This window comes from Bacillus sp. AC266, from assembly GCF_979253805.1.
Window position 1 is genome coordinate 529,783 of the sequence record NZ_CEEDEC010000003.1, and the last position, 24,439, is coordinate 554,221.

The window sequence follows — 24,439 nt, forward strand, 5'->3', positions numbered from 1 at the left end:
TTTACTTATAATAATTAAAGATTCGTCCTGATGCTATCTCTGCAATTTCTTCTGGAATAAATGTTTTACTCATATCTGTTCCAACATTTAATACAGCTGTCGCATCTTTCTCGATGCTACCCAATAATTCTTTTCCACGTATCGTAATAAGGGGTGTACCTTCTGGCAACACATCTTTTACAAATTTCAATTGTGTAAAGAACGGAACGATCCATCTACCCTCTCCTTGGAAATGACGCAAACGAAGTGTTCCTTCCGTTGCCCCGTCTTCTGCTTCAAGTGAACCAGCAACATAAAACTCCGTTGTTAAGAGCAATTCATAAAATTCCTTTTGCTTTTGTTTATCATCTCCTGCTAAAACGAGTACTTCTTCTATTTTCTTTACTGGAATTTGCTCCATATGATGCCACCCCTATTTTCAAAATGATTATACTTAGATTATACGAAATATTCTTATTTTTTTCTACATAATTCCACAATTATTTTCTTAAAATAATTTTAAAACACCTTCAGTCGTAACGATTTTGGCAAATTCATCATGTAAGTTTACAAGTGTCATATTGTGAATGTCCTCTGCACTATACTCTGTCCCGTCCAGACCTTTACGATTGAATGTAGCCGTCGCATCGCTCACTAAATACGTTGTAAGCCCTAAATTACCTGCCATCCGTGTTGTAGTCTCCACACAATGATTTGTTGTTAATCCTACAATCACTACCGTATTACAATTTTGTTCTCTTAATTGTTCTTCCAAATTTGTCCCAATGAACGCGCTATTAACGGATTTCTGGATAATTATTTCATCTGGCATCGGTTGCACTTCTTCTTTAAAGTTTACCGTTTCCACATGTTGATAAAACATCGATTGAACATTTTCTTTATTTACATGTTGAATATGAAAAACTGGTAGTTTTCTTTTTCTCCATTCTTCTAACAAACTTTTCATATTTTCTTCCGCCAAAAGGTTATTCCTCACGCCCCAGTATGGTAAGTTGAATGCTTCCTGTACATCAATGATTATAAGTGCTGCTTGATTAAGCATAATATCCTCCTAATTAATTGGGCTGTAATTGAAACAGAAAACCAAGTTGCTGCGAAGCAGTAATAAAACAAATATAGGCACAAAGCTCTACAATTTCTTTTTCAGTCCAATATTGTTTTAATATATGAAACATATTATCATCTATCGCCTTTTGGTCATGAACAAATGCATGCGCAAAAGTAACGGCTACGCTAATTTCTTCTATTTTTTGTATATCATCCGGCTTTCCCTTTGCCATACAGTACGGACATTCATTCCCAAACGCTAATGTTCTTCTTACTTGCTCCTTTAACTCTACGGAAAGGGCCCCTGTACTATACAGTGTATTCTCTAACGTACTCCACGAATTTAATATATCTGGATTATGACCTAATAATTTTTGAAACTTTGTATCTCCTACATTTGATAATGTAATTCTCTCCATCATTTCCCCTCCTATTTCCTTCTTTTTTATTGTAAAATAAATAAAGTTCACTTTACATTTCATATGAATCTTAATTTTAAATTTTGCTTTACAAAAATTATCATTTTACTGGAGGTATATTTACAAATGCAATTAGACCGTGTTGATCGAAAAATTTTAAATGAATTATATAATGATAGCCGCCTTTCGATGCGTGAATTAGCAAAACGAGTAAACTTATCGGCTCCGTCTACTACAGAACGTGTACGTAAACTTGAAAGTGAGGGGATTATTCAAAAATACACAATCGATATCAATTATAAAAAAGCAGGACTTGTTTTAGATTGTATTTTAGAAATCACTTTAAAAAATGGTGATACAACACGTATGCAACAGTTTATTCAGTCTTATCCATCTGCAAGTTTTTGTTACCGAGTAACAGGAAGCTTATGCTACATTGCAAAAATCTCTGTTCCTTCACTCGTTGAACTTGAAGAATTTATCAATGATGTTTCTTCATATGCAACGACAGTTTCTCATATCGTATTATCAGAAGTAGCTCTTACTCCGGACATTGAACATATATTCCCAGAAGTTTAATTCATCTTTATTCACAAAAAGAGTAAAAACCCCTTACATTAAGAATAAAAATGATATATCATGTATTAAAATACATAAAGTTCGAGAAAGGGGCTTTACATTGAAAATCTGGTTTTATGAAAAAACGGCACAATTAGATGACTTGCTTGGTATTTGGGACAATGTTCCGACCATCCCTCGAATTGGTGAAAAAGTTGAACTTCTAAAAACCGTTCGGATCGTTACAGATATTAAATATGTAAAGAACGGTAATAATTTTCGTGTAGAGATTATTACAAATTAAAAAGTAGCTCTTTAGGAGCTACTTTTTAATTATCTATTATGCGCTTTCTTTATAACAATTTTATCTTCTTCTACAGAAACTGTTACATAATCATTTTCTTCTAACCGAAGCTTATTTACAGCTTCATCAGGTAGTTCTACAGCCATCAATCTATCTGTTACTATCACTTGGCTATATATTTCATTTTCTTCTGATGTATTCACTACTTTTTCTTCATTTATGAAACGAATCGGTGGCACACCAACTTCTTTTACTGTACGCCATTGGTTCCAAGTAAAAGGAATGAACCATAATAAACCGATAATCACAAGACCAATGCCGATCCATAAATTACTTTGTGCTTGTAATTCAGTAATCGAGATTGCGTCACTTCCATCTCCACCTACAAATTGCATACTCGTTGCAATCAAATTATTTAGAGCATGCACAGCAATATTCGTCCATATATTTTTTGTCTTTATGTATAGAAGGCACATAATAACACCGAACATGAAAGCACCGATAACATCAAAATGTCCTAGTCCAAAAATAAGAGAGGATATAATAACCGCTCGTTTAATCCCCCATTTGTACGCCATTCGCTGCAAGAAAAAACCTCTAAAAATAACCTCTTCCATTATTGGGGCTAATACACATGCTGAAATGAAAGTAAATATCGTCATGTATATGTTACTCGTATTAATTACATTTCCATCTTCTAACATGGTAACTAAGAAATTAGGTAAAGTATGTGCTAAAATATAAAATTGAATTTGGGATATACCGACTGCAAAAATCATTCCCATGATCGTTGCTAATACAATTAACCCCCAATGTAAACGTCCAGGCTTATCAAAAAAGCTTTTAAAAACAACTTTATTTTTACTTGTTTTTAAATATAGCCACAATAGTGGAAATGCAAAAAATATTGATATTTGTGACAGTAACTCTATCGTATTGTCAGAAGCACCTGATAACCTTAATGGAATCATCGTCAGGAACATCCCTATAATCATCCATCCAAAAAAACTACGTAGCCTTATACGTGAAAATGCATGTTGCATATGGAACACCTCCAGAGATGATATAAAGTGAAACTTTATTCAGTATTTTATGGGTAGCCCTTCTCCACAAATGGCCGGATAACTAAATTATAATATGAATATAGTTGAAAATCTTCCTATTTTTCTCACTTTATTCCGAATAATATACGTATTAAATTATATAATAACGATCCTATTTGATATACCATATCAATGTTCTTCAACTTAGTTACAATTATGTTCCTAAGTAAATATGTATCTGCCACACTTAAAAGCTACATAAATCAAAAAAGCTGGTTAATAAAAATCCCCGTTAACACGGGGATTTTTTCGATTATAATACGTCACGTTTTTGGAATAATACACTTGATGCTACAAGTAATACAGCAAAGTATGCAACTACAAGTAATAATGAAGTTGTAAACGTAAATTCTGTAAATGGTGGTTCTACTCCGCCACTTACTAATTTATTGCTGTCGTACACACTTAAATTTAAATGCGAGAATACAACAAACTTTGCAACACCTTTAGCAAACATCATAAGCACCATTGTAATTGCACTTTGTAAGAAGAATAAGAACAACGAAATAATTAATGGTAATACAGAATTTCTAAATACATTAGCTAAGCAAAATGAAAGAGTTGCAAAGAAGAACGGTGAAAGTACTTGATATACAATGGACTTCATTACAATTCCTAACGTTACTCCTGTTTTACTACCATCCATTACAATCCCGCCAATAATCATTGAGATTAACGTGCTAGCAAATATGATAAATAATATAGTAAGTAACACTGTAATATATTTAGAGAACAAAACTGTAATTCGTTTTCTCGGACGGATTAATAACTGCTTAATTGTACCTTTTTGGAACTCATCAGTAATTGTACGAGACGCAATCGTAATTCCAAAAATTGTTACAAATAAGGTAATTAAACCAATCTCTGAACTTACAAAATCTAAATATGATCCTTTAAACTCATTTCCTCCTCCCCATTTCAGCATCGCTAAAACTCCCAAAATCTCCAATGCTGCAATTACACCTATTAAAATGTACATACCTTTTTTCGCATGTAACTTTAAAAATTCATTTTGAATTAATTTAAACATTACGCTTTCACTCCCCCTGTAATCGCTAAGAACTCATCCTCTAACGTTTTATTTTGAACAGTAACACCATATACGAGTACATCAGCATTCACTAACTGTTTTACAATTTGCGGAATCTCTTCTTTCATTACAGATGCCACAGCTACATTTCCTTGTACTTTACCTTTAATAATTTCGTTCGCTTTTTGAACTTGATCTACTTCAAATGCAACTACAACTGTTTCATCATGCTTCGCTTGTTCATGTAAGTTATACTCTTGTACAAACTCACCTTGCTTTATAATAACTACACGATCACACATTAATTCAATTTCACTTAATAAATGACTTGATACAATGACTGCAATATTTTCTTCTTTCGCTAATCGTTGTAAATAATCACGAATTTGGCGAATACCAGCTGGATCTAATCCATTTGTCGGTTCATCTAAAATTAAGATTTTCGGCTGATGAAGTAACGCCTGCGCAATTCCTAAACGCTGTTTCATACCAAGTGAGTATGTTTTCACCTTTTTATGAATCGCATGCTCTAATTCAACAAGCTTTACAATTTCAGCGATGCGCTCTTTACTAATTGGGGTAATCGCCATGTTCGCAAAATGCTTTAAATTTTGCATTCCAGTCATATAATCATATAGCTCGGGATTTTCTACAATCGCTCCAATTTGCTCTAGCGCCTTTTCACGCTCTGTGCGAATACTATGACCACAAATTGTAATATCGCCTTCTGTCATAGAAATAAGACCTGTCATCATACGAATTGTCGTCGTCTTACCGCTACCGTTCGGTCCAAGGAATCCGTATACCTCTCCTTCACGAACCTCAAATGATAAGCCCCGAATAATTTCTGTTCTACCGATTTTTTTTCGGACATTTTCTAATTTCACTACTACATTTCCCAATGATGATTCCTCCTTTAAACTTCTAGTTTTTTGTCGATGATGCGACCTGTAACTACTAATAATATAATTGTTAATAAACAGTTAAAACATAGATTTAAAACTGTAATATCTGTACCAGAATAAAATGATGTATTTAAAAAGCCGTTTTGATCTATAAATCCAATATTATTTATGGCAAACACATACTTTTCTATTTGCTGAAAGATATACGTTATTCCCCCATTAAATGCGATAAAAACAACGAATAAGATTACGCAAACAATCTTACTCATCGATGATTTCACATTGAATAGCTTCGTAATTACTATAATTAAATAAATAGAAACTAGCATATTAACAAAATCTAGTCCCCATAAGAAAATAGATAACATATGATGTAATATTCCATAATCATATAAACTGTGGATTGCTTGCTGAACACCTAAATCTGTTTTTCCATTATAAATATTTAAAGAAAAATAGTATAGAAAAATGATTCCTATTCCTAGCAAAATCATAAAGAGTAGTACACAAAATAAAACATTTGCACATATATACTTTTGTGCTGAAATAGAAGTACAACGTAGCATAGAGTTTTTTAGCATTTTTCGAAAAGACGATATACCTGTTAGAAGAATTGCGAATCCATTTATACCTAGTACGATAAAAAATATAATAATGATTATATCTTGCCTACCTGAAATTCTAGCTCCTGAAACTCCTTTCATGTTAAATAAAAGAATTAATGAAACTGTAATAAATCCGAAGTAAATAATGGCTATTTTTCTCTTATTACAATTATACAGATAAAGAAAAAGCTGACTCATTTCTCATAGGCCTCCTTAAACAGCTCATGTACTGCTTTCCCCTTTTGAAATCGTAGTTCTTCCACATTTTCATGCAATATTATTTCTCCATCTTTCAAAAAGATTACTTCATCAAATATATTTTCGATTTCTCTTATTAAATGAGTTGATATAAGCAGCGTACAATCTTCACGATAAAATTTAAGGATTAGCTCAAGTACATGCTCCCTAGAAACGAGATCAATCCCGCCAAGCGGTTCATCCAGTACGTATAACTTCGCTTTTCGAGAAAATGTTAAAATAATTTGCAGCTTCTCAATCATCCCTTTTGACAATGCTTTAATTTTTTCTTCTAACGGTATTTTGAATTCCACAATCGTATCTACTGCTTTTTGAATATCGAAGTCTTTATAAAAATCTCTATAGAAAAATAAAGCATCTTTTACAGTCATCCAATCATCAAAGACTGGCTTATCAGACATAAATGAAACGATTTCTTTCGTCTCTAACCCTACTTTTTTACCGTTAATTACTATGCTGCCTTCAGAAGGATGCTGCAATCCTGCAATCATTTTTAATAACGTCGTTTTCCCGCTTCCGTTATCTCCAACAAGCCCAACGATTTTTCCTTCTGTAATCTCTATGTTTAACTCACGGATCACTGCTTTTAATCCGTACCGCTTCCATAGATTTTCTATTTTTAATAACTCTGTCATTCGCTCTCCTCCCTTTTCTCATGTAATGAAGAACGAAGGATTGTAAGAATTTCTTCTTCTGAAAAACCTAAATTGTCCATTCCATTTATGAAAGAATGAAGTAATTCTTTCGCCATATCTTTTCGCAGCTCCATAATTTTCTCCCCTTCATTCGTTACATATCGCCCCATTCCTCTACGTGTTACAACAACTCCATCCCGTTCTAGTTCTTGAAATGTGCGTTGAATCGTATTTGGATTTACTTGTAAATCACTCGCTAATTCACGTACGGAGGGAATTTTATCACCAGGCAATAAATGACCCGTTACAATTTCTTTCTTTATGTATTCCATTACCTGAATGTAAATTGGTGTATTTGGAGAAAACTCGATTTTCATTTCTCCACTCCTGTCTTAGTGTGTTAGTTAAATAGTACACTAAGACAAATTATATGTAAATACTCAACAACAAAAAATGTAATAAAAAGGCAGTGTAACTTTTCGTTACACTGCCTTCCTGTAATAAAATACAGGTAAATCTATTCTAATTATAGTTTCAATCGTTTGAATTCACATATAACCTTATGCGAAATTTATTTTACTTTTACTTGAGCTAGCACAGATTTAAACGTATTAATAACTGTATCTACTTCTTCATAACTAATTGTAAGGGATGGTTCAATACGAATTGTTTTTGAGTTAATTAATGTTCCCGCAACAAGAATACCTTGATCAAACATCGCCTTTGACACTTCATAACCAATCTCGTCTTTATGGAATTCAATCCCAATCATTAAACCTTGACCACGAATTTCAAAGATTTTATCTTCGTGTCCTTCTGCTGCTTGTTTCAATCCATTTAAGAAATACTCTCCAACTTCCATCGCTCGTTCCGGTAATTTCTCTTCCAATAAAACATGGATTGTTGCAATTGCAGCAGCACATGCAAGTGGATTTCCTCCAAATGTTGTTGTGTGCATAAATGGATTTTCAAACCAACTTTTGAATACTGTTTCTTTCGCAACAATAGCTCCCGCTGGCATTACACCTCCACCAAACGCCTTCGCAAGACAAATAATATCCGGCACGACATCATATAATTCTGCAGCAAACATTTTTCCTGTACGTCCCATTCCAGTTTGTACTTCATCAAAGATAAGGAGTGATCCAAACTCATCACAAAGCTCTCGTACTTGTTTCAAATAATTTTCTGGAGGTAAAATAATACCGCCCTCTCCTTGAATTGGTTCTAAAATAACTGCTGCAACATCTTCTCCCACTAATGCACATGTCTCAAATGTTTTTCTCATCATATCAATATCGCCAAACGGAACATGACGGAAACCCGGAATTAATGGTAAAAATGGCTTACGGAACATTCCTTTTGCCGTCCCAGATAAAGCACCAAGGCTCTTACCATGGAAAGCACGCGTTGTAGCAATGAAAGTTGTTCGTTCACTATACATTTTTGCTAGTTTTAATGCTGCCTCTACGCTTTCTGTTCCACTATTTGTGAAGAAGGCATATTTCAAATCACCAGGTGTAATATCCGCTAAAATCTTTGCAAGCATTGCTCGAAGTGGATCTAGTAAGTCCTGACTGTGCAATGCTTGACGCTTTAATTGATCCGTTACAGCTTTTACCACTTTCGGATTACGGTGACCAACATTATAAATTCCAAATCCACCTAAACAGTCAATATACTTTTTACCATTAATATCCATGAAGCAAGATCCTTCATCTGACCATTCTACTGCTGCAAATTGTCCATCTTTTGTTACTGTTTTTCTATAAGCAAGAAAACCAGGGTTTACATGCTCTCTAAATCCATCTACTGTTTCTTTTTGAATCCAGTTTGCCTCTTCTTCAGTAACCTTTTCTTTTTCAATTAACTGTAGTACTTTCGTAATATACTCATTTACATTTGATTCTTTCTCATTCAATTTATTTTTCACGTTCGTTTCCATCTAATTCACCTCTACATTTTTTTTATTTGCAAACCAACCAATAGGTTCTACTTCTAGATTTATATTAATCTGCTTAATCTCTTGAAATTCTTCTAAACCAAACGTTCCTAGACTACGACCTATACCACTTTGCTTATATCCGCCCCAAGGCGCCTCATTGTATGTTGGATGATAGCTATTAATCCAGGTAATTCCTGCGCGAAGTTTGCGAATCACACGCATTGCTTTTGCACCATCGACTGTAAATACTCCTCCAGCCAAACCATAGTCTGTACCATTTGCCAACTCAATTGCTTCCTGTTCGTCTTTAAACTTTTGAATTACTACAACAGGACCGAAGATTTCTTCCTGGACAATGCGCATATCAGGTTTTACATTGACAAAGACTGTTGGTTCAATAAAGAAACCATCACCTTTTCCATCCTCCATTATTCGTCTACCTCCGCAAGCAACGTTTGCACCTTCGTCTTTCCCAATTTCAATATAGCGTAATACTTTTTCCATATGTTCTTGACTTACAAGTGGCCCCATTTCTGATTCTGGATTATCACCAGGTCCAACGTTAATTTGCTGTGCTCGCTCTACAAAACTATTAACAAATTTATCATAAATCTTTTCTTCGACAAGGATTCTTGATCCTGCTGAACATACTTGTCCGCTACCTGCATAAATACCGAATAGAGCATAATCAATAGCGGTCTCAAAATCTGCATCTGCAAAAATAATATTTGGAGATTTCCCTCCAAGTTCTAACGAAATCTTTTTCATATTATCTGCCGCTGTTCTCATAATGTGCTTACCTGTTTTTGTTCCACCTGTAAAGGAAATCATATCCACTTTATTACTCGCTGCAATTTCATTTCCTACTATTGGACCGGCCCCCATTACCATATTGGCAACACCTTTTGGTAGCCCTACTTTTTCAAGGATTTCGAATAGCTTTGTTGCAGTGATTGGTGTCACTTCAGAAGGTTTAAACACAATTGTATTTCCAGCTGCTAAAGCAGGTGCAATTTTCCATACACTCATCAATAGCGGATAATTCCATGGAACAATTAATCCACAAACACCGACTGGCTCTCTTACAACCATCGCTTGCATCGGATCGGCTACATGATATGTTTGACCATCTGGCTTTGTAATCAATCCGGCATAATAGCGAAAACAAGCCGCTGCATCTCCAATATCTCCTTCTGCCTCACGGTACGTTTTTCCATTATCCATTGTTTCAAGGTATACTAATTCTTCCATATTTTTATCAATTTCATCTGCTATTTTAAATAAATATGATGCCCTTTCAGCAGTCGATGTCTCTGACCAAATTCCGCTATCAAAAGCCGTTCTTGCCACTTCTATCGCGTATTTTGCATCCTCAATCGTCCCCTCAGGTGCATATGCTATACCCTTGCCATTCGCAGGGTTAATAATCGTTCTTTTTTCTTGATCACTAGAGTCTCTCCATTCACCGTTTACATACATTTTTAAATCTAGCACTATATTGAATCCTCCTTTATCGATCGTTTATATATTTATAAGCAATTTCCATGCCAATATTTAAAATTCAAAAGAATCATACATAAAGTGAAACTTTAATTAGCCCTCACCAATCGGGCGTTTACGAACAGCAGGGCTTCCACCTAACTTCTTTGCTCCACCTGAATTTTGAGGTGGGAGTTTTACTGCCCACAAATATCGGGATAAACTGACTATTTTCTTAAAAACAACAAACATTTTATGCATTTCCGCATACACTATTCCATTTTGCATAAAGTGAAACTTTAATCATTTCCGCTACCGCCTTCACCACTCGGGACTTGAATCCCAGAGAATATGTACATGCTGAGCGCACACAAAAAGGAGAAGTCTATGTGACCTTCTCCTTTTTTAGGAATATGAGATGATATCAGCTGCTATCTCTTTTTCACTAACAATCTTTTGATATTTACGACTCACTGAAGATTGGCTGATTCCAAGAGCTTTTGCAGCCTTAGTCGTTGTTTTATACTGCTTCATTGCAAGCAAAATCAATTGTTCTTCTACAGAATGTAGTGCTTCTTGTAATGGTAATACTCTTGTAATAACTGGTTTTGATTTATTAAAGTCATAACTGGGTGTTAAAAACTTACTAACAAACTCCGCTTCAATTACTGGATCGTCTGCTGATACTACTAAACGTTCAATCATATTTTGTAATTCACGGACATTTCCTGGCCATGAATAGAACTCTAGTAAATTAAGTGCATCTGGAGTTAAATGATAATTTTTATTATATTTTTCATTTAACTGTTGTAAGAAATGAAAGGCAAGTACCGGAACATCTTCCATTCGCTCTCGTAAAGAAGGAACTCGCAGTGGAATTACATTGAGGCGATAAAATAAATCTTCACGGAATGTTCCAGATTCGACCATCTTTTCAAGGCTCTTATTTGTAGCAGCAATAATTTGTACATTTATTTTCATAGGTGTTGTACTTCCAATAGGAATTACTTCTTGTTCCTGCAGGACTCTAAGCAATTTTACTTGCAAATGTAAAGGCATTTCTCCAATTTCATCTAAAAATAAAATACCTTGATCAGCTCGCTTAAAATATCCTTCTTTTCCATTTTTATCGGCTCCTGTAAAAGCACCTTTCGTATAACCAAATAGTTCACTTTCTAGCAAAGTTTCTGGAATTGCACCACAATTTAATTTTAAAAATGGCTTTGAAGATCGGTTTCCAAGTTGATGAATTGCCTGAGCAATTACTTCTTTTCCGACGCCAGATTCTCCAGAAATAAGAACATTGGAAGAAAAATCTGCTATTTTTTTAGCTTGGTTAATAATTTGCTCCATTTTCGGACTACAGTAAATAAGCTTCTTAAGAAAACGATCTTTATTTTTAAAGTCATCTAACTCCTTCTTATATTGCTCTGATATCTTCTTTATTTCATGTAATTCCGTCTTCAATCTCGTTGCTTCGGTAATATCCCTGGAGGCAATAATAATACGATGAAGCTCTCCGTTTTCATTAAATACAGGGTTTCCAACTGCTAATATTTTTCTTCCGCTTTTTGTTTCTTGTACAACTGATACCTTTTTTTGTTTTTCCAACACTAATCGCGTAACCGATGGACTAAATAATCCTTTCTTTTCTAGGTCTAAAAGATTTTTTCCTAACAAGTCCTTCAAATTACTCCCCCAAAAATCATTGATAACAGTTTCACTATAACGAATTAATTCCCCTTTATGATTAACAACTAATATTTCATCATAAATGCTAGACAAAATTGCATGTAAATCTTTATTTAAATCCTTTATATATTCAATTTCCATCGCCATGTCCTCGACCATCGGCAAATCTTGCACAATAATAACCATTCCTTCAATACTTTGATCAAAGTTTGGAATCGGACTATAGTCAACTAATACACCCATCTCATTTGTGATTTGTAATTGATTCAAGATCGTTTTTCCCTTTGTAAATACGTTATTAATGTGTTCTCCATTAAAAATCAGTTCTGCTGGTACATTCATAACTTTTTCAGGAGTCGATTTAATCATCTTCAAACCAGATTCATTACAATTTACAATTTTCTTTTCTCGATCTACTACAAAAATCCCCATTGGAATAGACGTTAAAATAATTTTCAATATATCAACACTCTGATTTTCTTGTTTAAATAGTTCTGCAAAAACATCCTCTCTTCTTATATATCCTGTTAGCTCATCCACTTCATTTTTTACTATGGCAATCGGCGCTCCAATAATTTGAAAAAGAGCTGTTAAAGAAATATCTTTACTAAGATGACATATTGTATCTAGTGAAACAGCATTTGAAAGTAATAGCTTAGAAGTTAATTCCTTACTATTTGATAGCAGATCCTTCACATGAACGTATGCAAATAATCTCTCTCCTCTTTTTAAAAATAGAAACGATTCTTTTATATTTTTAACATCTATATTCCATTCCTTTTCAGATTGATCGATAGGTAGAGAAACTATGGGTCTAATTTTTGTATGAGCGATGGAAAACATTCTGCTATTCCTCCTTTGAACTATTTAATTTGTATTGTATCATTAAATACAGATTTTTTTAATTAATCTGAAAATAAAACATTTCTTTCTTTATTTAATAAAAAAAGGAAGATGAGTGCCTCCATCTTCCTCATAGTTCTATCATTAATCACTACCACTAACGAAAAGATCTTCTTGAATATAAGCTAATACCATACCTGGAATTACTTTATCTCCCGCTTCTACTTCTAAAGATTGAACTTCTCCACTACATCCCATCTTAATTACTTCCAGTTTACCATTCATATCTTTAATAGCGAATAATGGCTCCCATTCATAAATTCGAGAATCCTTATCGATAGACACTTTTTCAATTATTCCATAACACGGACTCGTAATAATATCATAATACATAATCAATCATCCCTTTCTTTTATTCTATTAATATTGTTCTTCTAACCTTTGTGACTGAAGAATCATATAGAAAAAGCTTTGAAACTCTTCTATGTCCTCTACCTCAATGCCTAGCCTTGTTGCCCAATATTGTTCCTCTCCAATATCTTCTTGGCTTAATAAAACCATTCTCCCATTTTGAATTGAGGTAACCATTGCTTTTCCAAGAAACTGTTGCGAATACGTAACAGCTATATCGTAACGATGACTATTCGACACAATACAGTAATAACCGATTTGTTGTCTCTCCACTTCTTCTAATAAAATATCCAGTTTCATTTTAGCCCTCCCTTTAGGTTAAAAATGCAACCAACCTCTTAGGCGCGATGCTTCTACAATCTTGCGAACCCCTTCCATATAGGCAGCAATTTTCATATTTACTCCATAGCGTTTAGAAGTATCAAGTACGTTAGAAAAACTAGATGTAATTTTCTCCTTTAAACATTGATCAACATATTGCTCCGTCCAGTAATATCCTTGGTTATTTTGACACCATTCAAAATATGAAACAATCACGCCACCAGAGTTTGCTAAAATATCTGGAACAACCAAAATTCCCTTTTCTTCTAACATGGTTATCGCCTCTTTTGTTGTTGGTCCATTTGCAGCCTCAATGATAATCTTACATCCAAGCTTTCCTGCATTATGTTTTGTAATGACTCCTCCAATTGCCGCCGGAATGAGTACATCACATTCTTTTTCTAACAACTCCTGATTAGAAATTGTTTTACTAAAGAGATTCGATACTACACCGAAAGAATCTCTGTTTTCTAGTAAATAAGGAACATCTAGACCGTCTGGATTATAAATTCCTCCTATAGCATCTGATACCCCGACTATTTTCACACCAATATCATATAAATATTTTGCCAAATAACCTCCAACATTCCCAAACCCTTGAATAATAACTCCCATATTTTGTAGCGGAATTTGTTTTAACTCACTTACTAACTGAAGTGTATACAATACACCTTTAGACGTTGCTGTTTCCCGCCCTTGTGATCCTCCTAGCATTAATGGCTTCCCGGTTATAAATCCTGGAGAGTCAAACTCCCTGATATGGTCATATTCATCTAGCATCCAAGCCATAATTTGCGCATTTGTATACATATCAGGTGCTGGAATATCTTTCGTCGGCCCCACAATTTGACTTACTGCTCTTACATACCCACGACTCAGTAACTCTAGTTCTCTAAAACTCAACTCCTGTGGATTACAAATAATCCCGCCCTTTGCGCCTCCATATGGCAGTCCTGTCACTCCACATTTCAAGCTCATCCAGCCAGCAAGTGCTTTTACTTCTTCTGCCGTAACATCTGGATGAAATCTAATACCACCTTTTGTTGGCCCTGCTGCGTCGTTATGCTGAGCGCGATACCCTTGAAATACCTTTGTTGTTCCATCATCCATTCGAACAGGAATGCTTACTTCTAAAAAACGCATTGGTTTTTTCAGAAATTCGAATACTTCTTCTGGATAACTTAAAAAATGAAGCGCCTCTTTTAATATAGCTTGAAATTCCTCTAAAGGATTTTCAACTTCAACTGTATTTGTATGTTTTTCTGATTGAATCGGCACGATAACACCCCTCTTTATACTTTTACTAATTGTACAAAGCAATAATCGTGCCAAGTGAAAATACTACGTTAATCATATCGTGTCATCCCCTTTACTTATGAATCTTTGAGTGACTTATGCAATGCTGCATGATTATCAAATATAAAAAGAAAAAGACATCGGAACTTATCCGATGCCTTTTTCTTTTTATATTTCCTGTGCTTCTTCAAAATGCATTTGCGGAGGAGCTGAACGGAACATATTTGTAACATATAGAAGGTACCCCATTCCAATAGCAGCCCAGCAAAGTCCCAAAATAAGTGAATGGATATTGAGATTAAACCATAGTACGGCTACAGTAGCAGCACCCAAAATAGGCATAACTAAGTAATTTAAGAAATCTTTTATCGTCTTATATCTTTTTTGCTTGATTATATAGTAAGAAATTACAGACAAATTAACAAATGTAAATGCAATAAGCGCTCCAAAGTTAATAAGAGATGCTGCTGTTTCTAAATCAATGAATATAGCGAAGAGCGAAATAATTCCTACAAAAATAATATTATATACTGGGGTTCTCCAGCGAGGATGGATGTATCCGAATATTTTCTTCGGAATTACATTATCTCGCCCCATTACGTATAATAATCGAGATACACTTGTATGAGAAGCTAAACCGGACGCAAGTGTCCCCATAAGGGTTCCTACTAAAAAGAAAGCTTGAAATAATTTCCCGCCAACATATAGCGCAATTTCTGGGGATGCTGATTCTTGATTTTTAAATACAGATGTATCTGGAAACATAGATTGTGTAAAATACGTTGTAGTAATGAATAAAACTCCGCCGATTAAAGCAGTAAGAAAAATAGCTCGAGGAATTGTTTTTTTGGCGTTTGGTGTCTCTTCTGAAAATGTAGTTACTGCATCAAAACCTAAAAATGAGAAACAAAGAATTGTTGCACCTGCAACTAACGGTGATATTTGTATATCTGATTGAAAAAACGGCTGAATGGAAAAAACTTCTCCTGTTCCCTCTCCCGCTAATAAGCCTTTTATAACTAGAAAAACAAATACGGCCATTACTAACACTTGAAATATTACTAAGAACGTATTGAAATTAGCAGTAACATTTACGCTAATCATATTTATTAATGTAACCAGGAGAACAAAGCCAATGACCCATACCCAACTAGGAACACTTGGGAAAAATGCTGACATATAAATTCTCGTTAATAGTGCGTTCACCATTGGTAGAAACAAATAATCCAATAACGCGGACCATCCAACAAGAAACCCAAGCCTTGCACTAATTGTCTTCTGTGTATACGTATAAGCAGATCCTGCGGTAGGAAAAGCCTTTACCATTTTGCCGTAGCTTGCAGCGGTAAACAACATCCCCGCTAATGCAATAAGATAAGCTCCTGGAACATGACCACCCGTTTTTTCAGAAACGATTCCAAATGTATCAAACCCAACCATCGGTGTCATATACCCGACCCCTAGCATAACAATTGACCAAAGCCCTAATGAACGTTTTAAACCAACTACTTTCCCCACCTATCATTCCTCCTACGTTCTCTATCTAATTTCCATTTAAAAATCGACAATCAAAAGGAAGCGTTTTCAAATAACTATATATCACACCGAGTATTACCTCCCTTTTTGTTACTTTTTAAATATTCATGCAATTTTCAAGCCAAAATTTCTAGCATTTGAAAATTCAATACTAGAAAGAACGTATAGGTGGAGTTGGTCCTCATTTCTTCTCATTTTTTATTCATTTTGACATAAGTTATTCAATCTCTCATACGACTAAATATGAAAAATACAACTTTAATCCTTGTTTTTTCATTCCCACTTCCTCAAAAATTGGGCTTTTACAAGATTAAAATATTCCCATGAAATAATAACATTATGTAAACTATTCATAGCAAAAAAGCTGTCTTTTCTATAAAGACAGCTTTTTCTATAACACTATATTAAAAATTGAATACGAAGTCATCGTCTGCTAACTTTTCAACATTCGTTGCTTTTACGTAACCATTTCCTTTTACAGAGAAGAAGTCATGGTTTTTCGTATCTGTACGTAAACCATTTAAAACGATTGGGTTAATTTCTTCTTCCTCAAACTTCGGCTCAAGTCCTAAGTTCATAAGTCCTTTATTCGCATTGTAACGAACGAAACGATTTACATCCTCTACAAGACCGATAGAAGTGTAAATTTCTTCTGTATATGCCAATTCAATTTCATACAGTTCCATTAATAACTCTTGCGTTTCCGTTTGTACTTCTTGTTGCTCTTCTGCAGAAAGTTCTGTGAAGATTTGTTGTGCTAAAATACCAACGAATACGCCGTGAATTGACTCGTCACGAATTATTAAGTTAATAATCTCACCACTTGCCGTCAATTTACCTTGACCCGCTAAGTAAAGTGGATAGAAGAATCCACTATAGAATAAGTAACTTTCTAAGAACACACTTGCTACCATTGCCATGTATAACTCTTTTTTCGTTACTTCAGGCTTTAATAAGCGACGATAGTAACTAGTAACAATACCAGCTTTTTTCTCAAGTAATGGATGGTTATCTACCCATTCAAAAATATCATCAATTTCTTCTTCAGTAGCTAACGTTGTGAAAATATGGCTGTAACTCTTCGCATGTACTTCTTCCATAGCGCCCATGAAAGCTAATACACTTTTCGCTTGTAAATTTTCAAGATGAACAAGTACAAGTGGCATCCCTTCGCCACCTTGTTTCGTATCTAAAAGTGTTAAACCACCTAATACACGCTTATAAGCAATTTGCTCTTCTTTTGATAATTGTGCCCAAGTATTTTTGTCAGAAGACACTGCGATTTCTTCTTCTGTCCAAAACTGAGCGATGTTTTGCTTCCAAAACATTAAACTAAAATCATCTTCTTTTTTGTTCCAGTTTACCGCACGCATTAAATCGCCCCTTCTCTAAATAAACATAAAAAATTGATAACTAAGCATGAGCAGGGTTCAGAAAAACCCTGCTCATAATGTCTCACTTTTTATATTAAACGGTACAAGCCACGCACTCTTCCACGCTTAATTTACGTGTTCTCGTATAATAAAGACTCTTCAAGCCTTTTTTATGTGCATAAATGTAGTAACGTGCTAACTCACGTGTTGAAATATCACTATTAACATAAAGAATTGTACTAATTCCTTGGTCAATATGTTCTTGAACTTCTGCGATTAAATCAATTAATTTAAACTGATTCATATCATAAGAAGATTTATAGTACCAGAACGTATCTTTTGATAAATACGGCATTGGATAATATGTTGTCGCATTCGCATACGTTCTTGATTCAATTTGACTTACGATTGGCATTACGCTTGAAGTTGCATTTTGAACGTAACTGATCGATTGTGTCGGAGCGATTGCAAGACGATATGAGTTGTATAAACCATTCTTCTGTACTTGCTCTTTTAAACTTGTCCAATCTTCTTTTGTTGGAATATGAATTCCTTCAAATAATTGCTGAATTTTTTCAGTTACTGGGCTGTAATCTGTCGTTTCATACTTTTCAAAGTATGTGCCGTTTGCATAATCAGACTTATCGAAGTCTTTAAATGTTTCGCCTTTTTCTTTAGCGATCTCCATACTTTTCTCAATCGAGTAGTAATTTAACATCATAAAGAATGTACGAGCGAATTCTTTCGCTTCAGCACTTTCATAAGCGATTTTATTTTTTGCTAAATATCCATGTAAGTTCATTGCTCCAAGTCCAACTGAATGAAGCTCATCATTTGCTTTTTTCACAGTTGGGGCATTCGGAATGATCGTCATATCAGAAACAGCTGTTAAAGCTTCCATTCCCGCATGAACTGCTTCACGAATTTCTTTATTTTCCATTACGTTTACGATATTTAACGATCCTAAGTTACAGTTAATATCACGGCGGATAATGTCTTCTGTACCGTAATCATTTATTTCAGAAGTTTCTTGTAGCTGGAAGATTTCTGTACATAAGTTCGACATCTTCACAGTTCCAATATCCTTCAGTGGATGCTGGTTATTTGCATTTGATTTAAACATTAAGTATGGGTAACCAGACTCAAGCTGAATCATAGCAATTTTAATAAGCATATCACGCGCACTAATATCTAGTGGCTTCTTCTTCACTTTCGGATTGCTCATTAATTCATCGTACATTTCGTCGATATCTATATCATCTAAATGTTTTCCGTACTCTTTAAATACTGTATAAGGCGCGAAAACATGGAAAGGTTCGTTTTTCTCAGCAAGCTCAAAGAACTTACTTGGAACGATAATTCCGATTGATAGAGACTGAATACGGCTCTTCTCATCGGCATTTATTTTTTTGGTATCAAGGAATTCAATAATATCCCAATGGAAAATGTTTAAGTATACTGCACCTGCACCTTTTCGTTGCATATTGTTACTCCATATCGTCAAAACGTATGGGGGATAGTCATTTCTGCTATCCTCTCTATATCGCTATAGAGTTCAGACCATATCTTCTTCTCGCCAAATTCTTCATTTAACCATTTATCATATGTTTGATGCACATGAATATGGCATAAACTATAATAAATGTATACACCCTTTGAATTTGGTTGTTTTGAGAAGCCAGGTTCGAGCTACTTAGTCACCTACATAGCCACTTGGTCGTTGAACCTTCTCCTTATCTAATAAATTTAGGAGCTCGGCTGCTGATTTCCTGCAATCTTGGATTTTCAGGGTTCGCTACGTAATTTCTTCGTAGTATCCTACCTTGATATACTCAGGCGTTCCAGCAATTGACCTGGTTTTATAGTTGAGCCATAAAGTTAACCCAACTGATTCGCATACGAAAACGAATCTTCAAGTAATTTCATAACAGGTACTACACCACTTGCGGCGTTATCAATACCTTTAATTTGCTCACCACGTGCACGTAGCTTAGATAAGTTTAAAGCTACTCCACCACCGATTTTCGATAATTGCATTGCAGTATTAATGTTAAAGCCGATTGAATTTAAGCTATCATCCATCTCTAACAAGAAACAAGACACCATTTCTCCTCTTCTGCTTCGTCCCGCATTTAAAAAGGTTGGTGTCGCTGGTTGGTAGTTTTGTTTTACAATCATGCTTGCGAAGTGTTTTGCCTTCGCAACATCACCGCGTCCTAAGTATAATGACACAATTGCTACACGATCTTCATAGCTTTCTAAGTATTGTTTTTGATCATTCGTTTTTAACGCATAATCTTTATAGAACTTAGATGCTGCCATATAAGATTGGAACTCGAAGTTTTCACCATAAGCGATGTTATAAACTCCTTCTACTTCCTCCAAGCTATACTCGTCCAGAACGTTGTAATAGTAATCATGTTCTTTCATATACTCCATTCGCTCTGCCACGCTATTAAAATGAACGGTATTCTCTCTAGCTTCTTCCATAAAGACTTCTAATGCCTCTTTATCTTTATGAAGCTGATAAAAACCGTCCTGCATTTGCGTGATTTCATTATTCAGTTCAATGTGTCGCAATCTCCCGCACCCTTTCTTTAAAATATTCTACATCATTATTTGTTCCAGATAACTCAAATTTTGATACAATAGGCACTTCATATTTAGTAGAGATTTTGTCAGCACTTGCACCAAACATGTCTCCCCAATTACGATTGCCACTTGCAGATACGCCTTTTAATTTTTCATTATTGCGTTCTAAAAAGTCTAAAACACGTTCCGGTACATTTCCAAAACCTGTTGTATACGTAATAAGAATAAAGTCTTCATCTAATACTAGAGCTTCATCAATTTGAACGGCCGGCATATTTAATTTGTGAATGAAACGCTTCACGTTTCCTGTCATAGAATCATATGCAACTAACATTTCCGACCCTCCCTCTCCAATCTATATTCTCTGTATGTCGTTTCTTGATTTCTCTATATATTGTATTACGTTTCAAAATAAGACACAAGATATATGTATAAATTCTTTCTTTTTTTAAATTTTACTTTTCGACATGACCGTCGATTTTTTTCAATACAAAGACTATGAAACAACATTCTAAAACTCATGTCAATAAAGTGCTTTTCAAAAAAGTTGTCAACGAATTTAACCTTATTTTTAAAAAAGTTACCAATATTTTTTGTCATAAAACAGTAAATGCTGGAGTAATATATTTCTCCAGCATCACGCAAAAAAGAACAGATATTAAACGATAATCTGTTCTAACAAACGATTACATTTATCAATTTTACTTTATTAAATATTATACATATTCTTTCGTTCCTCGTTACATACTAAAAGATAACTATTATAGAAAAAGATTATTATTATGGAACTTCAATTTATTTATGAAAAAAATTATTCAGGGTGCTCAATACGCAAAATATCTCTTACAAATATATGATGTGGATTCTCATCTTTATCGAGCATTGTACATATAGGAGCTTCTTCATCAAAGTATACGATCATTCCTTCTACGTACTGATATGTATGTTGAACTTGTACCGTTACTTTAATTTCTACTGCTTGTTCATACGCCCTTTTTATTTTCTGAAGCATTTTTGCTGAACATTTTCGTTTCTCTGGATACATAACCATTCCCATAAACCTATTCCCAGCTCTATCTTTCCACATATAATCCCAATGCGGCAATATGCCTTGTTTAAAATCCCCCATAATTCTCCTCTCCTTTATCTTCTATTTATGAACGTGGTGTTTCTGAATATGTATAAATTACCTGTCCACCGCGCTGTGCGTTCCCGATAATATGTTTAAAATCTTCTCGATTCACAACAACTTCTCTGAACGTATAAAATACATCTTTCTTCGCAACATACTCCTTTATTTCATCATTTTTCAGCTGATCCAAAATTGTATTTGCTAATTGTTTATCCATGTATTTCACCTCTCTGCAATATTTTATTCTATCGCATCTTCTATAGGTCCACAACGGTAAAATTATCCCGTTACTATTATGTAATTCACTTTCATTATTTTTATATCTATATCACTTTATTATATTCGCACTAAATATCATATACTAACATAGCTACTTCTCTATATCAAACTTTTTGATGCCCTGTATAACAAAGTTCCAAATCACTGTTTGATATTTTATTTTATGCTACAATATACATTTAGAACTAGGAGGGATACTATGATTCGGAAAGCAAAAAAGACAGATGCGGTAGAAGTAGCACCTTTATTGTATAACGCTCTGCACGAAATTGCTGAAAAAATCACAGGTAGCACAGTTGAAGCAAAAGTAATACTAGGACTTGAAACATGGTTCGTAAAAGAAAATAATCGATTGAGCTATGAAAACTGTTTAGTGGCTGAACAAGGTGGAAAGGTAGTTGGGGTTATTGTCGTTTATCACGGTAGTGACGCTGAACAACTTGATGCACCAATCCTACACTACTTAAGAGAACTACATGAAGACGAATCCATTACGTTAGAAAAAGAAGCTGAACTTGATGAGTATTATATTGACACGTTGTCAGTTTCAAGTATGTACAGTGGACGTGGTATTGGCTCTAAATTAATCGATGCAGCTGAACTTCATGCAACTGAAAAAGGGCATGAAAAAATCGCCTTACTTGTTAATTTAGAAAACAAACGCGCTTTTTCACTATATGAAAAACTTGGTTTCAAAGAAGATAAAACCGTTATGCTCGTCGGTGAACCGTATGCCCATCTAATAAAACCATTACGGTCATTGGTTTCTATATCTTAAAAGGACAATTCTTTTTTACTTGTTATGCAGGGAAAGAGGCTGCCAAAGGGACAGCCTCTTTTAAATTAATTTTGTATTTAATACATTTCCATCCATCGCCTCATGAAATGTATACGTTGTACATCCCCATGGCTTCCTATGGAAAATAGGCGAACCAGACCACCCCATTGCCCTCAGTTCAGTCCCAATCATCACATTAAAATAACTATGACCTACAAGGGCAATATGTCCATGTACGAGCGCATAGCGGTGCAACATATTAGCGGCTTGCCTTGCTCTTTCTCGTACTTCCTTATAAGACTCAACCTCTTTGCTATAACCAACTATCCATCGTGTACGTCCAATAAACATCCATACATTCGGTTTACATTTCAACCATTTTGGAGCATAAAAACTCGTTGGAACTTCAGCTTCCCTAAAAAGAGGATTTTGCACAAAAGATAGGGAATCCAATAACTCAGCCGCTGACTGTACAGCGCGCCTTTGATCACTTGTTACAACCAGTTTCGCTGATTCAATCGCCTCAATTGTTTCAATTGGTATAGGAGTTTCTTTTACTGTAGTCCCTAAATCATATTGCTTCATCCATTCACGAAATGAAATAATTGTCATTGGCTCTATAGTACTGTCCAAACGACCATGACGAATAAAAGAAATTCGCATTCTTTCCACTCCCCATTCATCACTTACGAACTATATTACGTACTTTTTTTATTGCCATCATACCATGCATAAAAAGAAAGTTATATATCCCCACCACTATCATGTGTTATCGAAGTGTGCACACCATCCAGTCCATCAAAATATGTAGTTGTTTCATGACGACGCACTTTCTTCAACTGTATATATGAAAATAAAAATAATAAAATCGCTATAAAGCTCCCCACAATTTCAAACATCATTTTCCAGCCCCTAATTTCCCCCACTTTAGTAGGTCATTGTATCTTTTATTATACTCCCGTATAAAGATGTATGCATTTTCATCATTCCTCTCCTAAACAATATTTTTTACATATTTCCTTACAAAAAGTGAATATTTTTCGAATTTTTACTTTGGAAACATTTACAAAGTAGTAAATATAGTTCAAAATAAGAAGAAATAAAAAAGCCCAAATTATTCTTTTTTTGGGAAAACTGGAACAAGGAGAGTTGCTTATGCAGATCGCAGAAACTGGAGATATCATTGAATTTAAAGGTGGAATGCAAGGCCGTGTTCAAAAGGTAAATCAAAACTCCGTTATTGTTGATATAACAATTATGGAGAATTTTAGAGAACTAGATATGGAACCTCTTACAGTTGTAAGCCATAAAAACTATACTGTCATTAATCAACATGCATAATATAATAGAAAGAAAGGATCTGTATATCATACAGATCCTTTCTTTCTATATTAACGATTATCGATCTTTTCTGGATATAAATCGTGATTCATCATGCGGTAGTCTGCCATTTTCTCATACTTAGTTCCTGGGCGGCCGTAGTTACAGTAAGGATCGATTGAAATACCACCACGTGGTGTAAATTTCCCCCATACCTCAATATAGCGTGGATCCATTAATTTAATTAAATCATTCATAATAACGTTCATGCAATCTTCGTGAAAGTCACCATGATTTCGGAAGCTAAATAAATATAGCTTTAAAGATTTACTCTCTACCATTCTTTGTTCTGGAATGTAGCTAATATAAATTGTTGCAAAATCTGGTTGTCCTGTTTTCGGACATAAACTTGTAAATTCAGGACAATTGAATTTTACAAAGTAATCACGGTTTGGATGGTTATTATCAAATACCTCTAAAATTTCCGGGCTATATTCAAATACATATTTTGTATTTTGATTTCCTAATAATGTTACATCTTTTAAATCTTCATCTAATCTTCCTGCCATTTTAAACAT

At 34.5% G+C, this 24,439-nt stretch carries 27 protein-coding genes and 2 pseudogenes; 4 read left to right on the top strand and 25 right to left on the bottom strand.

What is annotated here, in order from left to right:
- Position 1 precedes the first annotated feature (1 nt).
- The 3 genes from AC0IXC_RS15960 to AC0IXC_RS15970 all read right to left on the bottom strand — a co-directional run bounded on the left by AC0IXC_RS15960 (position 2) and on the right by AC0IXC_RS15970 (position 1,469).
- Positions 2 to 400 carry an SseB family protein gene (locus AC0IXC_RS15960; protein WP_002011614.1) on the bottom strand — a complete coding sequence of 133 codons (399 nt, stop codon included), beginning with the start codon at positions 398 to 400 and terminating at the stop codon, positions 2 to 4.
- 87 nt (positions 401 to 487) lie between these two features.
- Positions 488 to 1,042 (bottom strand): cysteine hydrolase family protein, encoded by a 555-nt coding sequence (locus AC0IXC_RS15965; RefSeq protein ID WP_016101497.1) that lies wholly within the window; start codon positions 1,040 to 1,042, stop codon positions 488 to 490.
- A gap of 13 nt (positions 1,043 to 1,055) precedes the next feature.
- A complete protein-coding gene (locus tag AC0IXC_RS15970; RefSeq protein ID WP_170935223.1) occupies positions 1,056 to 1,469 on the bottom strand; it encodes a carboxymuconolactone decarboxylase family protein in 414 nt (137 codons plus the stop codon).
- A gap of 123 nt (positions 1,470 to 1,592) precedes the next feature.
- Between AC0IXC_RS15970 and AC0IXC_RS15975 the strand changes: the two genes are divergently transcribed.
- Together AC0IXC_RS15975 and AC0IXC_RS15980 are read left to right on the top strand one after the other, a co-directional pair.
- Positions 1,593 to 2,045: an Lrp/AsnC family transcriptional regulator gene (locus tag AC0IXC_RS15975; RefSeq protein ID WP_471653038.1), complete on the top strand. Its 453-nt coding sequence runs from the start codon at positions 1,593 to 1,595 to the stop codon at positions 2,043 to 2,045.
- A gap of 100 nt (positions 2,046 to 2,145) precedes the next feature.
- Positions 2,146 to 2,328: a DUF3913 family protein gene (locus tag AC0IXC_RS15980; protein WP_000707108.1), complete on the top strand. Its 183-nt coding sequence runs from the start codon at positions 2,146 to 2,148 to the stop codon at positions 2,326 to 2,328.
- Between the two features lie 29 nt (positions 2,329 to 2,357).
- On the opposite strand, the gene AC0IXC_RS15985 is transcribed toward AC0IXC_RS15980, so the two are convergent.
- The 19 genes and pseudogenes from AC0IXC_RS15985 to AC0IXC_RS16075 all read right to left on the bottom strand — a co-directional run bounded on the left by AC0IXC_RS15985 (position 2,358) and on the right by AC0IXC_RS16075 (position 21,701).
- Positions 2,358 to 3,371, bottom strand: a complete 1,014-nt coding sequence (locus tag AC0IXC_RS15985; RefSeq protein WP_215590972.1) for a CPBP family intramembrane glutamic endopeptidase — start codon at positions 3,369 to 3,371, stop codon at positions 2,358 to 2,360.
- A gap of 313 nt (positions 3,372 to 3,684) precedes the next feature.
- Positions 3,685 to 4,461 (bottom strand): ABC transporter permease, encoded by a 777-nt coding sequence (locus AC0IXC_RS15990; RefSeq protein WP_471653039.1) that lies wholly within the window; start codon positions 4,459 to 4,461, stop codon positions 3,685 to 3,687.
- Positions 4,461 to 5,363, bottom strand: a complete 903-nt coding sequence (locus tag AC0IXC_RS15995; protein ID WP_002030591.1) for an ABC transporter ATP-binding protein — start codon at positions 5,361 to 5,363, stop codon at positions 4,461 to 4,463. The genes AC0IXC_RS15990 and AC0IXC_RS15995 overlap by 1 nt, the downstream gene beginning before the upstream one ends.
- Before the next feature lie 14 nt (positions 5,364 to 5,377).
- A complete protein-coding gene (locus tag AC0IXC_RS16000) occupies positions 5,378 to 6,169 on the bottom strand; it encodes a hypothetical protein (RefSeq protein WP_002126215.1) in 792 nt (263 codons plus the stop codon).
- Entirely contained in the window at positions 6,166 to 6,864 is a 699-nt protein-coding gene (locus tag AC0IXC_RS16005) for an ABC transporter ATP-binding protein (RefSeq protein ID WP_215590971.1), read from the bottom strand. The genes AC0IXC_RS16000 and AC0IXC_RS16005 overlap by 4 nt, the downstream gene beginning before the upstream one ends.
- Positions 6,861 to 7,241, bottom strand: a complete 381-nt coding sequence (locus AC0IXC_RS16010) for a GntR family transcriptional regulator (protein ID WP_002126211.1) — start codon at positions 7,239 to 7,241, stop codon at positions 6,861 to 6,863. The genes AC0IXC_RS16005 and AC0IXC_RS16010 overlap by 4 nt, the downstream gene beginning before the upstream one ends.
- 194 nt (positions 7,242 to 7,435) lie before the next feature.
- Positions 7,436 to 8,809, bottom strand: coding sequence for a putrescine aminotransferase (locus AC0IXC_RS16015; protein ID WP_002140944.1), 1,374 nt, complete (start codon positions 8,807 to 8,809; stop codon positions 7,436 to 7,438).
- The gene (locus AC0IXC_RS16020; RefSeq protein ID WP_215590970.1) at positions 8,810 to 10,303 is read right to left on the bottom strand and encodes an aldehyde dehydrogenase family protein; all 1,494 of its coding nucleotides are present in this window, start codon (positions 10,301 to 10,303) and stop codon (positions 8,810 to 8,812) included.
- 390 nt (positions 10,304 to 10,693) lie between these two features.
- Positions 10,694 to 12,823: a sigma 54-interacting transcriptional regulator gene (locus AC0IXC_RS16025; RefSeq protein ID WP_471653040.1), complete on the bottom strand. Its 2,130-nt coding sequence runs from the start codon at positions 12,821 to 12,823 to the stop codon at positions 10,694 to 10,696.
- A gap of 144 nt (positions 12,824 to 12,967) precedes the next feature.
- Positions 12,968 to 13,216, bottom strand: coding sequence for a biotin/lipoyl attachment domain-containing protein (locus AC0IXC_RS16030; RefSeq protein ID WP_002011502.1), 249 nt, complete (start codon positions 13,214 to 13,216; stop codon positions 12,968 to 12,970).
- 27 nt (positions 13,217 to 13,243) lie between these two features.
- On the bottom strand, positions 13,244 to 13,534 hold the full coding sequence (locus AC0IXC_RS16035; RefSeq protein ID WP_000762559.1) for an SAV0927 family protein: 291 nt from the start codon (positions 13,532 to 13,534) through the stop codon (positions 13,244 to 13,246).
- 18 nt (positions 13,535 to 13,552) lie between these two features.
- The gene (locus AC0IXC_RS16040; RefSeq protein ID WP_002030573.1) at positions 13,553 to 14,833 is read right to left on the bottom strand and encodes a Glu/Leu/Phe/Val family dehydrogenase; all 1,281 of its coding nucleotides are present in this window, start codon (positions 14,831 to 14,833) and stop codon (positions 13,553 to 13,555) included.
- A gap of 186 nt (positions 14,834 to 15,019) precedes the next feature.
- Positions 15,020 to 16,369 (bottom strand): APC family permease, encoded by a 1,350-nt coding sequence (locus tag AC0IXC_RS16045; protein ID WP_215590969.1) that lies wholly within the window; start codon positions 16,367 to 16,369, stop codon positions 15,020 to 15,022.
- A 422-nt stretch (positions 16,370 to 16,791) separates the two neighbouring features.
- Positions 16,792 to 17,760: a class 1b ribonucleoside-diphosphate reductase subunit beta gene (nrdF, locus tag AC0IXC_RS16050; RefSeq protein WP_002011508.1), complete on the bottom strand. Its 969-nt coding sequence runs from the start codon at positions 17,758 to 17,760 to the stop codon at positions 16,792 to 16,794.
- Positions 17,761 to 17,854: 94 nt separating this feature from the next.
- Positions 17,855 to 19,240, bottom strand: a pseudogene (locus tag AC0IXC_RS16055) (ribonucleoside-diphosphate reductase subunit alpha); the annotation flags it as partial.
- Between the two features lie 401 nt (positions 19,241 to 19,641).
- A pseudogene (locus AC0IXC_RS16060) lies at positions 19,642 to 20,340 on the bottom strand (ribonucleotide reductase N-terminal alpha domain-containing protein); the annotation flags it as partial.
- A complete protein-coding gene (nrdI, locus tag AC0IXC_RS16065; protein ID WP_000959445.1) occupies positions 20,327 to 20,686 on the bottom strand; it encodes a class Ib ribonucleoside-diphosphate reductase assembly flavoprotein NrdI in 360 nt (119 codons plus the stop codon). The pseudogene AC0IXC_RS16060 and the gene nrdI, both read right to left, overlap by 14 nt.
- 477 nt (positions 20,687 to 21,163) lie before the next feature.
- A complete protein-coding gene (locus tag AC0IXC_RS16070) occupies positions 21,164 to 21,481 on the bottom strand; it encodes a hypothetical protein (protein WP_002030565.1) in 318 nt (105 codons plus the stop codon).
- 25 nt (positions 21,482 to 21,506) lie between these two features.
- Positions 21,507 to 21,701: a hypothetical protein gene (locus AC0IXC_RS16075; protein WP_002030563.1), complete on the bottom strand. Its 195-nt coding sequence runs from the start codon at positions 21,699 to 21,701 to the stop codon at positions 21,507 to 21,509.
- 261 nt (positions 21,702 to 21,962) lie between these two features.
- Between AC0IXC_RS16075 and AC0IXC_RS16080 the strand changes: the two genes are divergently transcribed.
- Positions 21,963 to 22,541 (top strand): GNAT family N-acetyltransferase, encoded by a 579-nt coding sequence (locus AC0IXC_RS16080; RefSeq protein WP_002030560.1) that lies wholly within the window; start codon positions 21,963 to 21,965, stop codon positions 22,539 to 22,541.
- A 60-nt stretch (positions 22,542 to 22,601) separates the two neighbouring features.
- Here AC0IXC_RS16080 and AC0IXC_RS16085 read toward each other — a convergent pair whose 3' ends face one another.
- Positions 22,602 to 23,204, bottom strand: a complete 603-nt coding sequence (locus AC0IXC_RS16085) for a histidine phosphatase family protein (protein WP_326997664.1) — start codon at positions 23,202 to 23,204, stop codon at positions 22,602 to 22,604.
- An 80-nt stretch (positions 23,205 to 23,284) separates the two neighbouring features.
- A complete protein-coding gene (locus AC0IXC_RS16090; RefSeq protein ID WP_471653069.1) occupies positions 23,285 to 23,443 on the bottom strand; it encodes a hypothetical protein in 159 nt (52 codons plus the stop codon).
- A gap of 253 nt (positions 23,444 to 23,696) precedes the next feature.
- Here AC0IXC_RS16090 and AC0IXC_RS16095 point away from each other — a divergent pair, with 253 nt between their 5' ends.
- Complete coding sequence (locus tag AC0IXC_RS16095) at positions 23,697 to 23,882, top strand: YkvS family protein (RefSeq protein WP_002064385.1); 186 nt, start codon at positions 23,697 to 23,699, stop codon at positions 23,880 to 23,882.
- Positions 23,883 to 23,932: 50 nt separating this feature from the next.
- On the opposite strand, the gene queF is transcribed toward AC0IXC_RS16095, so the two are convergent.
- Positions 23,933 to 24,430, bottom strand: a complete 498-nt coding sequence (queF, locus tag AC0IXC_RS16100; RefSeq protein WP_002140938.1) for a preQ(1) synthase — start codon at positions 24,428 to 24,430, stop codon at positions 23,933 to 23,935.
- Between the last annotated feature and the right edge of the window lie 9 nt (positions 24,431 to 24,439).

Bases quoted from the DNA above. Each gene is read 5' to 3' on its own strand.
- AC0IXC_RS15960 (WP_002011614.1), bottom strand. From the start codon at position 400: ATGGAGCAAATTCCAGTAAAGAAAATAGAAGAAGTACTCGTTTTAGCA.
- AC0IXC_RS15965 (WP_016101497.1), bottom strand. From the start codon at position 1,042: ATGCTTAATCAAGCAGCACTTATAATCATTGATGTACAGGAAGCATTC.
- AC0IXC_RS15970 (WP_170935223.1), bottom strand. From the start codon at position 1,469: ATGATGGAGAGAATTACATTATCAAATGTAGGAGATACAAAGTTTCAA.
- AC0IXC_RS15975 (WP_471653038.1), top strand. From the start codon at position 1,593: ATGCAATTAGACCGTGTTGATCGAAAAATTTTAAATGAATTATATAAT.
- AC0IXC_RS15985 (WP_215590972.1), bottom strand. From the start codon at position 3,371: ATGCAACATGCATTTTCACGTATAAGGCTACGTAGTTTTTTTGGATGG.
- AC0IXC_RS15990 (WP_471653039.1), bottom strand. From the start codon at position 4,461: ATGTTTAAATTAATTCAAAATGAATTTTTAAAGTTACATGCGAAAAAA.
- AC0IXC_RS16000 (WP_002126215.1), bottom strand. From the start codon at position 6,169: ATGAGTCAGCTTTTTCTTTATCTGTATAATTGTAATAAGAGAAAAATA.
- AC0IXC_RS16005 (WP_215590971.1), bottom strand. From the start codon at position 6,864: ATGACAGAGTTATTAAAAATAGAAAATCTATGGAAGCGGTACGGATTA.
- AC0IXC_RS16010 (WP_002126211.1), bottom strand. From the start codon at position 7,241: ATGAAAATCGAGTTTTCTCCAAATACACCAATTTACATTCAGGTAATG.
- AC0IXC_RS16015 (WP_002140944.1), bottom strand. From the start codon at position 8,809: ATGGAAACGAACGTGAAAAATAAATTGAATGAGAAAGAATCAAATGTA.
- AC0IXC_RS16025 (WP_471653040.1), bottom strand. From the start codon at position 12,823: ATGTTTTCCATCGCTCATACAAAAATTAGACCCATAGTTTCTCTACCT.
- AC0IXC_RS16030 (WP_002011502.1), bottom strand. From the start codon at position 13,216: ATGTATTATGATATTATTACGAGTCCGTGTTATGGAATAATTGAAAAA.
- AC0IXC_RS16035 (WP_000762559.1), bottom strand. From the start codon at position 13,534: ATGAAACTGGATATTTTATTAGAAGAAGTGGAGAGACAACAAATCGGT.
- nrdF (WP_002011508.1), bottom strand. From the start codon at position 17,760: ATGCGTGCGGTAAACTGGAACAAAAAAGAAGATGATTTTAGTTTAATG.
- nrdI (WP_000959445.1), bottom strand. From the start codon at position 20,686: ATGTTAGTTGCATATGATTCTATGACAGGAAACGTGAAGCGTTTCATT.
- AC0IXC_RS16070 (WP_002030565.1), bottom strand. From the start codon at position 21,481: ATGGGGGATTTTAAACAAGGCATATTGCCGCATTGGGATTATATGTGG.
- AC0IXC_RS16075 (WP_002030563.1), bottom strand. From the start codon at position 21,701: ATGGATAAACAATTAGCAAATACAATTTTGGATCAGCTGAAAAATGAT.
- AC0IXC_RS16080 (WP_002030560.1), top strand. From the start codon at position 21,963: ATGATTCGGAAAGCAAAAAAGACAGATGCGGTAGAAGTAGCACCTTTA.
- AC0IXC_RS16085 (WP_326997664.1), bottom strand. From the start codon at position 23,204: ATGCGAATTTCTTTTATTCGTCATGGTCGTTTGGACAGTACTATAGAG.
- AC0IXC_RS16090 (WP_471653069.1), bottom strand. From the start codon at position 23,443: ATGATGTTTGAAATTGTGGGGAGCTTTATAGCGATTTTATTATTTTTA.
- AC0IXC_RS16095 (WP_002064385.1), top strand. From the start codon at position 23,697: ATGCAGATCGCAGAAACTGGAGATATCATTGAATTTAAAGGTGGAATG.
- queF (WP_002140938.1), bottom strand. From the start codon at position 24,430: ATGGCAGGAAGATTAGATGAAGATTTAAAAGATGTAACATTATTAGGA.